At 73.5% G+C, this 10,078-nt stretch carries 10 protein-coding genes; 5 read left to right on the forward strand and 5 right to left on the reverse strand.

Annotated elements, in window-relative coordinates; all coding sequences use genetic code 11:
• The 4 genes from ACOV8S_RS31635 to ACOV8S_RS31650 all read left to right on the forward strand — a co-directional run.
• Window positions 1-1,046: thiamine pyrophosphate-dependent enzyme (locus ACOV8S_RS31635; RefSeq protein WP_448321911.1), on the forward strand; the 1,046-nt coding region annotated here is incomplete at its 5' end.
• Window positions 1,047-1,133: 87 nt separating this feature from the next.
• A complete protein-coding gene (locus ACOV8S_RS31640; protein WP_448321928.1) occupies window positions 1,134-2,054 on the forward strand; it encodes a PDR/VanB family oxidoreductase in 921 nt (306 codons plus the stop codon).
• A gap of 38 nt (window positions 2,055-2,092) precedes the next feature.
• Window positions 2,093-2,311, forward strand: coding sequence for a recombinase-like helix-turn-helix domain-containing protein (locus ACOV8S_RS31645; protein ID WP_448321913.1), 219 nt, complete (start codon window positions 2,093-2,095; stop codon window positions 2,309-2,311).
• Window positions 2,312-2,315: 4 nt separating this feature from the next.
• Complete coding sequence (locus ACOV8S_RS31650) at window positions 2,316-3,365, forward strand: Rieske 2Fe-2S domain-containing protein (RefSeq protein ID WP_448321915.1); 1,050 nt, start codon at window positions 2,316-2,318, stop codon at window positions 3,363-3,365.
• 115 nt (window positions 3,366-3,480) lie between these two features.
• Here ACOV8S_RS31650 and ACOV8S_RS31655 read toward each other — a convergent pair whose 3' ends face one another.
• The 5 genes from ACOV8S_RS31655 to ACOV8S_RS31675 all read right to left on the reverse strand — a co-directional run bounded on the left by ACOV8S_RS31655 (window position 3,481) and on the right by ACOV8S_RS31675 (window position 9,405).
• Window positions 3,481-4,017, reverse strand: coding sequence for a MarR family winged helix-turn-helix transcriptional regulator (locus tag ACOV8S_RS31655; protein WP_448321917.1), 537 nt, complete (start codon window positions 4,015-4,017; stop codon window positions 3,481-3,483).
• Window positions 4,018-4,151: 134 nt separating this feature from the next.
• On the reverse strand, window positions 4,152-5,522 hold the full coding sequence (locus ACOV8S_RS31660; RefSeq protein WP_448321919.1) for an MFS transporter: 1,371 nt from the start codon (window positions 5,520-5,522) through the stop codon (window positions 4,152-4,154).
• A gap of 216 nt (window positions 5,523-5,738) precedes the next feature.
• A complete protein-coding gene (locus tag ACOV8S_RS31665) occupies window positions 5,739-8,036 on the reverse strand; it encodes a xanthine dehydrogenase family protein molybdopterin-binding subunit (protein ID WP_448321920.1) in 2,298 nt (765 codons plus the stop codon).
• Entirely contained in the window at window positions 8,033-8,533 is a 501-nt protein-coding gene (locus tag ACOV8S_RS31670; protein ID WP_448321922.1) for a (2Fe-2S)-binding protein, read from the reverse strand. Before ACOV8S_RS31670 ends, ACOV8S_RS31665 begins: the two co-directional genes overlap by 4 nt.
• Window positions 8,530-9,405, reverse strand: coding sequence for an FAD binding domain-containing protein (locus ACOV8S_RS31675; protein WP_448321924.1), 876 nt, complete (start codon window positions 9,403-9,405; stop codon window positions 8,530-8,532). Before ACOV8S_RS31675 ends, ACOV8S_RS31670 begins: the two co-directional genes overlap by 4 nt.
• 156 nt (window positions 9,406-9,561) lie before the next feature.
• Here ACOV8S_RS31675 and ACOV8S_RS31680 point away from each other — a divergent pair.
• A partial coding sequence (locus ACOV8S_RS31680) for an XdhC family protein (protein WP_448321926.1) occupies window positions 9,562-10,078 on the forward strand: 517 nt, incomplete at its 3' end.

Here is a 10,078-nt window from a genome sequence, read left to right on the forward strand (position 1 = left end):
GCGCGCGTCGACCGCTGGTGTGGGCCGGAGGCGGCGCGGCCCGTGCGGGGGCCGGACTCTCCGCGCTGCTGGACACCCTGGGGGCAGGCCTGCTGACCTCCAACTCCGGCCGCGGAGCCGTGCCCGAGGACGATGTGCGCGTCGTCGGGAACTTCGCCTCCGGCCCCACCGGCCGCGCCCTGCTCGCCGAGGCCGACGCGCTCCTCAGCGTCGGCACCCACTTCCGGTCCAACGAGACCGGCGACTACGCGCTCCACCTGCCCACCGCCCACGTGCAGATCGACGCCGACCCGGCCGCCCTGGGCCGCGTGTACCCCGCGACGCACGCCCTGCGCGGCGACGCGGACACGGTGCTCACCGCTCTCGCCCGGCGGATCGCCGAACACGGCGCGGCCACCGAGGACGGCTGGGGCGAGCGGGTCCGCACGGCCCGGGACAGCGCCCGCGCCGCCCTGCGCGACGGCATCGGCCCGCAGGCCGCCGTCATGGACGCCCTCACCGCCGCCCTCCCGCGCCGCGCGGTGATCGCCCGGGACGTCACCGTCCCCTCGTCCAGCTGGGGCAACCGGCTGCTGCCCATCCACGACCCGCGGGACAACGTCTTCCCGCGCGGCGGCGGCATCGGCCAGGGCCTCGGCATGGGCATCGGCGCCGCCCTCGCCCACCCGGAGCGGCCCACCGTGGTGATGGCCGGCGACGGCGGCCTCGCCGTCCACCTCGGCGAACTGCTCACCCTCGCCCAGGAGCGGCCCCGCCTGACCCTGGTCGTCTTCAACGACGGCGGCTACGGCGTGCTGCGCAACATGCAGGACCGCTACTTCGACCGCCGCTCCGGCGTCGACCTGTTCACCCCCGACTTCGAGGCCCTGGCCGCCGCCACCGGACTGCCCTACCGGCGGATCGCCTCCGAGGAGGACGCCGGACCGCAGATCCGCGCCGCAGTGGAGAGCGACGGCCCCACCCTCGTCGAGGTGGACCTCGACGCGCTCGGCCCCATGAAGAACCCGTTCACCCCGCCGGTCTCCGTCCCCGGCCGGACCCAGTAGTCAGCACCCGAAGCCAGCACCAGGAGAAGGAGGGCGGTCGTGAGCGACACCCGAGAAGAGACACGGCTCGACCTGCTGGTCCACCGGATGACCTGGGAGGCCGACGGCGTCGTCTCGGTGGAACTGGTCCACCCCGACGGCAAGCCGCTGCCCGCCTGGACGCCCGGCGCGCACGTCGACGTCCACCTCGGCGGCCTGATCCGCCAGTACAGCCTCTGCGGCGACCCCGCCGACACCGGCCGTTACCGCATCGCCGTCCTCAACGAGCCGACCTCGCGCGGCGGTTCGGCCCACGTGCACGCCAAGCTGCGGCCCGGGCAGAGCATCACCCTCAAGGGCCCGCGCAACCACTTCGCCCTCGAGGACGCCGAGCGGTACCTGTTCGTCGCCGGCGGCATCGGCATCACCCCGATCCTCGCCCAGGCCCGCGAGGCCACCGCCCTCGGCCGGCCCTGGAAACTCTGGCACGGCGGCCGCCGCCGCGACTCCATGGCCTTCGGCGACGAACTCGCCGCGCTCGGCGGCCCTGTGGTGCTCCACCCGCAGGACACCCACGGCCACCTCGACCTGCCGGCGATCCTCGCCGAGGCCGAGGCGGACCAAGGCGCCCTCGTCTACTGCTGCGGGCCCGAGCCGCTGCTCGCCGCGATCGAGACCGCCTGCGCGGAGCGGGGCCTGCGCGACCGGCTGCGCCTGGAGCGGTTCGCCGCGGTCAAGGCGCCCGCCCCGGAGGGCGGGGAGCAGGCCTTCGAGGTCGAGTGCGCCCGCTCCGGCGCCACCGTCACCGTCGGCCCCGAGGAGTCGATCGTCGACGCCCTGGAGAACGCCGGCGTCGCCGTGGAGACCTCCTGCCGCGACGGCATCTGCGGCACCTGCGAGACCCGCGTCCTCGACGGCACGCCCGACCACCGGGACATGCTGCTCAGCAGCGAGGAGCAGGCCGCTGGCACGTCGATGATGATCTGCGTCTCCCGCTGCGCCTCCGCCCGCCTGGTGCTGGACCTCTGAACTCCACCGACCCTTCCGCCCGTTCACCGGAGTAACCCATGACGACCCGCTATGTCGTGGTGCACCAGACGCGCACCCACGAACCGACCGCCTACGAACTCAAGCTCGCCGGGGCCCTCGAAGAGGTCTACGCGCAGCACGGCCACGAACTGACCGACGTGGTGCGGGGGCTGAACCGCAGCAGTGTCTTCCCGCCGGACGGCGGAACCTGGACCGAGGAGTCGTTCCGGGCCGAGATCGAGCGACTGGGAGCGTGACGCCATGACGACCGCCGCACCTGTTTCCGCCGAGCCCGCCGCGTCCGTCGAGGAACTCGCCGAGCGGATCCACGCCACCGGGCTGCGCAACCAGTGGTACCCGGTCCTGCCCTCGCACCACGTGGGCGACGGCGAGATGAAGCGCGTGACCCGCTGGGGCGAGCCCTGGCTGCTCTTCCGCCGGCCCACCGGGCAGCTCCACATGATCGCCGACCGCTGCCCGCACCGCAGCGCACCGCTGTCCCTCGGCCAGCACCTCGGCGACCGGGTCGCCTGCCTCTACCACGGCGTCCAGGTGGACGGCGACGGCACGGTCGTCTCCGTGCCCGGCCTGCCCGGCTGCAACCTGGAGGGCAAGCGGCTGGTGCGCTCGCTGCCCGTCCAGGAGCACTGCGGGGCGATCTTCGCCTACTGGGGCGACGAGCGGCACCCCGAGCCGCCGGAGCTGGTGCTGCCGGACCGGCTGCGCGACGCGGACACCGCCCACTTCCTCAACTACGCGGAGTGGGGCGCCCCGTGGCGCTTCTACGTGGACAACGTGCTGGACCCGATGCACGGGGCCTTCCTGCACGGCCACTCCCACTCCATGTCCGGCGGCGCCAAGTCGGCGCGGTTCCGCATCCGGGAGACCGGGCGGGGCTTCTTCTTCGAGAAGACCGACCAGGTCGGAGTGAACTTCGACTGGGTCGAGTTCGGCCGCACCGGCGTCGACTGGGTCGACCTGGAGATCCCCTACCAGCCGTACGCCGGCCCGGGCGGCGCCTTCGGCATCGTCGGCATGGTGGTGCCGGTCACCGCGACCGAGTGCGCGGTGTTCCACTGGCGGACCCGGAAGGTCCAGGGCTGGGAGCGGGCCTCCTGGCGCTTCCTGTACCGCACCACGCTGGAGGCACGCCACCACGAGGTGCTGGAGCAGGACCGGGTGATGCTGGAGGGCATGCCCGCCGACGGCGACGTGGGCGAGAACCTGTACCAGCACGACCTGGGCGTGGTGCGCATCCGCCGCTTCTACCGGGCGGAGGCCGCCCGGCAGGCGGCCGAACTGCTCGGCTGAACCGCCCGGCCCGCAGCGTCCGAAGGCCCCGTCGCGAGGTGCGCGACGGGGCCTTCGACGTGGCGTGGCAGGGGCCTCCGGGGCCTTCGGGGCCTCCGGGGCCTTCGGGCGGCGGCTACGCCGTGCCGTTGGCGTCCGCGGAGTCCGTCAGGCTGCGCTCCAGCTTCTGCAGCAGCGTGGCCAGTTGCACCCGCTCCTTCGGCCTGAGCCCCGCCAGCATCCGGCGCTCGTTGTCCAGGTGCTCCGCGAAGAGCGCGTCGATCAGCTTGAGGCCGGCCGGGGTGAGCCGGCAGTGGACCACCCGCCGGTCGCCCGCGTCCCTCTCGCGCACGATCAGGCCGTCGCCCTCCAGCCGGTCCAGCCGCAGCGTCACGCCGGCCGAGGAGACCAGGCTGGTGGCCGCCAGCTCGCCCGCGGTGAGCCGGTACGGCTCGCCGGCCCGACGCAGGGCCGCCAGCACGTCGAAGCCGGCCATCGAGAGCCCGGCCGCGACCAGCGGCTTGCTGGTCTGCGCCTGGTAGAGCAGGAAGGAGCGGTGCAGCCGCCCCAGCACCTCGATCGGAGAGGGGTCGAGGTCGGGCCGCTCGCGGTGCCACTCCTCGATGATGCGTGACACGGCGTCCGTATCGGCGCCCTGTTCCCTGCCGGCCACAGCGGTCTCCCTCCCCGGTTCTTCTTGCTGGTGAAAAGTTACTCCCTTAACGGACCCCACGGGTACGGCCGCGGCGCGCGAAGGGCCGGACGGCCCCGTGCGGGGTGTCCGGCCCGTCGTCGTGCCGCGCGGGGTCAGGAGTTCAGCTCCTCGAGGGTCCTGCCCTTGGTCTCCACCGCGAAGCAGGCGACGACCGCGCCCACCGCGGCGACGACCGCCAGCTGGACGAAGATCATGCTCAGGTCGGCGCCGGAGGCGAGGATCGCGCCCACCGTGATCGGGCCGAGGATCACGCCCAGGCGGTTCCAGACCCCGCCGAACGCGGCCCCCTTGGCGCGGTTGCGCGTCGGGTACAGCTCCGGCGAGTACAGGTACAGCGAGGCGTTGATCGCGAAGATGAAGAAGGTGGTGCAGGAGGCGAACAGCGCGACCTGGCCGCTGGAGGTGGCGCCGGCCACCGCGAGGGCCGCGAGCGCGGCGGTGGTGCCGATCAGCGCGGTCAGCAGCAGCGGCTTGCGGCCGATGCGGTCGACCACCAGGGCGGCGATCAGCGTGCCGACCAGACCGGTGGCGTTGCTGAGCAGCGAGTAGGTGAGGGCGGTCGTGAGGTCCAGGCCGAACTGCTTGGTGTACAGCGACGGCAGCCAGGTCGAGATGCCGTGGTTCACGTAGTAGGCGACGAACCACATCGTCGACAGGACGGCGGTGCGGCGCAGGTAGCGGCCCTGGAAGATCTCCCGCAGGCGGCCCCGGGACTCCTCGGCCGGGAGCGCTGGCGCGGGCTCGGGCAGCGGCTCGCGGGTGGCGGCGGTGATCTCCTCCTCGATCCGGGCGACGACCGCCTCGGCCTCCTCCAGACGCCCCTGGGAGGCCAGCCAGCGCGGGGACTCCGGCACCTTGCGCACCAGCACCAGGGCGAGCAGCACCGGCAGGCCGCCCAGCAGGAACATCGCCTGCCAGCCGAGGTTGGGCACCACCCACACGGCCGTCAGCGAGGCCGCGGACAGGCCGGCCGGGAAGATCAGCTCGTAGAGCAGGACCAGCTTGCCACGGCTGTCCGAGCGGGCGATCTCGTTGATGTAGGTGGCCGCGATCGGCACCACGCCGCCGATGCCGACGCCCTGCGCGAAGCGGAACAGGGCGAACATCTCGATGTTGGCGGAGGCCGCCACCGCGATGCTGGCGAGTCCGGTGAGCAGCACGCCGAGGGCGACGGTGCGCACCCGGCCGATCCGGTCGCCGAGCCAGCCCGCGACGAACGCGCCCAGCAGCATGCCCACCGAGGCGGCGGTGACGGCGAAGGTGGCCTGGCCGGTGGACAGGTTCCACTGCTCGGTCAGGACGGGCAGGGCCGAGGCGGCGAGCAGCTGGTCGAACGCCTCGAAGAAGGTGACGGCGCCGATGAGGAAACGGACCTTCACGTGCCAGCGGGAGTGCGGCAGCCGTTCGATCCTGGCGGCGATGGAGCCGGAGCCCACCACCTCTTTCGTGGCCACGGTCGTCATGGGAGTCCTTCCGCGAGCGGGGCGGGGGTCAGCGGATGCGTCAGCAGATGCGGCGACCCTAGGACCGCATATCTAAGGGGTCAATATTTTTGGCCTGAAATTAATCGGACGCTTCGACAGCCGCGCTCGGGGGCAACGCCGAGGCCCTCTCGGCCGGTGTCCGGTGCGGACCGAGGGGGTGCGGCGAGGGGGTCGTCCCCGGCGGGGACGGGCGGCTCAGGCAGTGGGGGAGCCCGCCTCCCGCAGCGCGCGGAAGACCCGCTCGGGGGTCAGCGGAAGGGTGGTGACCCTCGCTCCGGTGGCGTCCTGCACGGCGTTGGCGACGGCGGCGGCGATCGGCACCATGGTGCCCTCGCCGGCACCCTTGGAGCCGAACGGACCGGGTCCGTGGCCCTGTTCCTGGGAAACGGAGACGAAGGAGGCGGGCAGGTCCTCGGCCATCGGCACCCGGTAGTCCAGCGCCTCGCCGTTGACCAGGACGCCGTCCTCGTACCGCATCTCCTCGAACAGCGCCTGCCCGTAGCCCATCAGGGCGGCGCCCTCCTCCTGCCCCCGCACCACCAGCTTGTTCGCGGCCCGTCCGACGTCGCCGCTCGCCACCAGCTTGAGCACCGTCACCGCGCCGGTGTCCGGGTCCACCTCGACCTCGGCGCCGGCCCAGCCGATCTCCCAGAACACGCAGGGCGCCTCCAGCGGCGCCTCGTGGGAGTTGGGCGCCTTGAAGAAACCGTCGCCGCTGAACTCGTAGCCGGTGCCGCCGAAGACGCCCAGGATCATCGACGTCAGCGGGTGGACCGCGCCGTCCAGGCGCACCCCCCAGTCGACCAGCTCCAGGTCCGACGGCGCGCACCCCAGCCGGCCGGCCGCGAACTCCAGCACGCGGCCGCGGGCCTGCTCGGCGGCGAGCTGCACGGCGCGGCCCGTCACCGTCATGCCGGAGGAGGCGTTGGTGCCCTGGTCGAAGGGAGAGGTGTCGGTGGAGACGGGCGCGTAGGAGATCCGCTCCGGCGGCAGTCCCAGCACCTGAGCGGCGACCAGGCACAGCGCCGTCGAGATGCCCTGGCCGATCTCCACCGAGCCGGTGGAGACGATGACCTGTCCGGTCGCGTTGACCTTCACCCGGGCCTGCGCCGGCTTGTTGACGCCGCCGCCGTCCTTGAAGCCGATCGCCAGTCCCATGCCGCGATTCGGCCGCTTCTCCCTACCCTGGTAGCCGAGTTCGGCGGCGACCAGGTCCAGTCCCTCGACCAGGTCGCTGTCGATGCCGCTCTCGCCCGGCATGAACGGCTCGCCCAGCGCCTTGAGGTTCTTCACCCGCAGGTCGTAGGGGTCCATGCCGAGCCGCCGGGCGATCATGTCGATCTGGCTCTCGCCCGCCCAGGTCGCCTGGGTCGCCCCGAAGCCGCGGAACGGCCCGGCCGGCGTCGTCGAGGTCATCACGCAGGCGCACGAGGAGCGCACGTGCTCCCAGCGGTAGGGGCCCGGGATGCGGTAGCCGGCCTTCTCCGCGACCAGCGGGCTGCCGTCGGTGTAGGCGCCGGCGTCCAGCAGCACCTCGCTCTCCCGGGCGACGAAGGTGCCGTCGGCCAGGAGGCCGGTGCGCACCTTCAGCACCGCGGCGTGCTGGCTGAGGGTGAGGAAGCCCTCCTCGGTGGTCAGGCAGTAGCGGACCGGCCGCCCGGTGAGCCGCGACAGCAGGATCGCCACCGGCCCGGTCTTGCAGTTGTGCTTGGCGCCGAAACCGCCGCCCACGAACGGCACGTCGACCCGCACCGAGGACTCCTCCACCCGGAACACCCGGGCGATCTCCCGGCGCAGCGGGAACGGGTTCTGGGTGGAGGTCCACACCTCGATCCGGTCGCCGCGCGCGTCGGCGACGGTGACGAAGGGCTCCAGGTGGAAGTGGTTCATCCGGGAGAAGACGAAGGTGTCCTCGAAGACGTGGTCGCAGCGCTCCCACACCTCGTCCGGACCCGTCTCGTAGCGGAACTCGTAGCAGACGTTGGGCCTCGGCCACAGCGCGCCGCAGGCCCCGGTGCCGTAGGGCGGCACCACGCCGCGCGGCTTGTCGCCGGGGAACAGTTCAGGGGCGCCCTCGGCCAGCGCGGCCTCGACGTCCGGCACGGGGTCCAGCACCTCGTACTCGACGTCGATCAGCGCGAGCGCCGCGAGCGCGGCCGCCTCGTCCTCGGCGGCCACCGCCGCGACCGGGTCGCCGACGTACCGCACCCGGTCGGTGGCGACGATCGGCTGGTCCTTGATGAAGTAGCCGTAGACGGCGTCCAGCCCGTCCAGGTCGTCGCGGGTGATCACCGCGTGCACGCCGGGCACCTCGCGCGCCTTGGTCGCGTCCACCGACACCAGCCGGGCGTGCGGGTGCGGGCTGCGCAGCACCTTGGCGTGCAGCATGCCGGGCAGCGTGACGTCCGCGGTGTACCGGGCGGCGCCGGTGACCTTGAGGGACGCGTCCTTGCGGGGCGCGGTGGAGCCGAAGGCGCTGGGGCGGCCGGTCACGCTTCCTCCCGGATCAGCTCGGCGGCCCGGCGGACCGAGTCGAGGATCATCGCGTAGCCGGTGCACCGGCAGATGTTGGAGGAGATCCAGTCGCGGATCTGCTCCTCGGTGGGCTCGGGGTGCTCGCGCAGCAGGGCGGTCGTCAGCATCACCATGCCGGGGGTGCAGTAGCCGCACTGGAAGCCGCCGCACTCGGCGAACGCCCGCTGCACGGGCCCCGGTTCGCCTCCCCGGGCCTGCCCGGCCACCGTCTCCACCGAGCACCCGTCCACGCTGAAGGCGAAGACGCTGCAGGAGGCCGTGGGCACACCGTCGATCAGCGTGGTGCACGCCCCGCAGACGCCGCGCTCGCAGGACGCCTTCACCCCGGTGTTGCCCATCCGGTCGCGCAGCAGGTCCAGCAGCACCGTCTGCGCGGGTATCTCCTCGCGTCGGCGGCGGCCGTCGACCTCCACGTCGACGGTGATCCGCCGGGCGGCGGTCCGGTCGGTGCTCACGCGCTCTCCTTCTCTTCGGACTCTGCGGCCTCAGCGGACCTTGCGGCCTCTGCGGACCGTGCGGCCTCTTCGGCGGTACGGGCGTCCAGCAGGCGGCGCAGCAGGACCCCGGCCAGGTGACGGCGGTAGTCGGCGCCCGCGGCGGCGTCCCCGACGCTGTCGGGCAGCGCGGCGGCGGCCCGCGCCGGGTCCTCGCCCAGGGCCAGGCGGACGGTGTGCGGGCGGGTGTACTCCGAGCCCACGGTCAGCGTGACCCGGTCGCCGCGCACCGCCACGGCGGCGGTGGCGAGCGGGCGCATCGACCGCTCGTAGCCGAACCACACGCCGGCCGTGTCCGGCACCACCACCGTGGTCAGCAGCGCCCCGGGCGGCTCCGGCCGGGGCCACAGGGCGGCCGGGTCCAGCTCCAGCGGCCCCTCGGGGGTGTGGAACAGCAGCCGTGCCCCGAGCGCCTGCAGCATGATCGACATCTCGTAGCGGGTGCGCCGCGCCATCAGGTTGCCGCCGACGGTCGCCCGCTGCCGGATGCGGTGGTTGGCGATCCGCCCCCAGGCCGCGGCGAAGGACGGCAGGGCGCCCCGGACCGCCTCGTGGCGGGCGCCGTCGTGGTGGGCGACCCCGGCGCCGATCCGCAGCCCGCCGTCCTCGGTGACCACTCGGTCGAGACCGGCGACCCGGTCCAGGGCGACCAGGCTGTCGCAGCGCAGCCCCTCCCGGAACTGGGCGAACAGGTCGCTGCAGCCCTGCGCGTACACCGCACCGGGGCGGGCGCCCTCGGACACCGCCTCCTCCGCCGAGGTGGGGCGGTGCAGGGCGAAGGGCGCGATGGTGCGCTGGGTGGGTGCGACCAGACCGTTGGGGAGCAGGAGCATGGGCAGGGACCTCCAGCGACGCGGCGACCGGACGCACGGCCATCGCTACACAGAGTTATCTAATGCCTGAATATTCGATTGCGGAGATGTCTAACACCCTTTCCGGGCAGGCCACAAGGGGTGTCTTCAAAACTCTTTAAGTGTTAAAACGACCCCATGATCGACCTGCTGACGCCGCTGCGACGGTGGCACGAGGCCGGGACCGACTTCGCGGTGGCCCTGCTGGTGGAGGCCCACGGCAGCGCGCCCCGGCGGCCCGGCGCCGCCATGGCGGTCGGCGCGGACGGCGCCGTGGCCGGGAGCCTGTCCGGCGGCTGCGTCGAGGGCGCGGTCTACGAGGCCGGCCTCGCGGTGCTTGCCGACGGCATCCCGCAGGTGCACGTCTTCGGGGTCGGCGACGAGGACGCCTTCGCGGTGGGCCTCACCTGCGGCGGCACGCTGCGGGTGCTGGTCCGCGCCTACCGGGGCGAGGGCGAACGCGCCGCGCTGCTGGACGTCCTGGAGGCGGCGGAGCGGGGTGAGGCGGTGGCCCTGGCGACGGTGGTGGACACGGCGGCCCCCGCGGAGGAGCCGCCCGGCCGGGGCGGGGCCGCGGGGGAGGCCAGCGGCCGTGGCGAGGGCGGCGGTGCTGGCGAAGGCGGCGGCGAGGCCCGCGGTGACGGCACGGCCGGCG

It is taken from the genome of Streptomyces sp. CO7, from assembly GCF_053474865.1.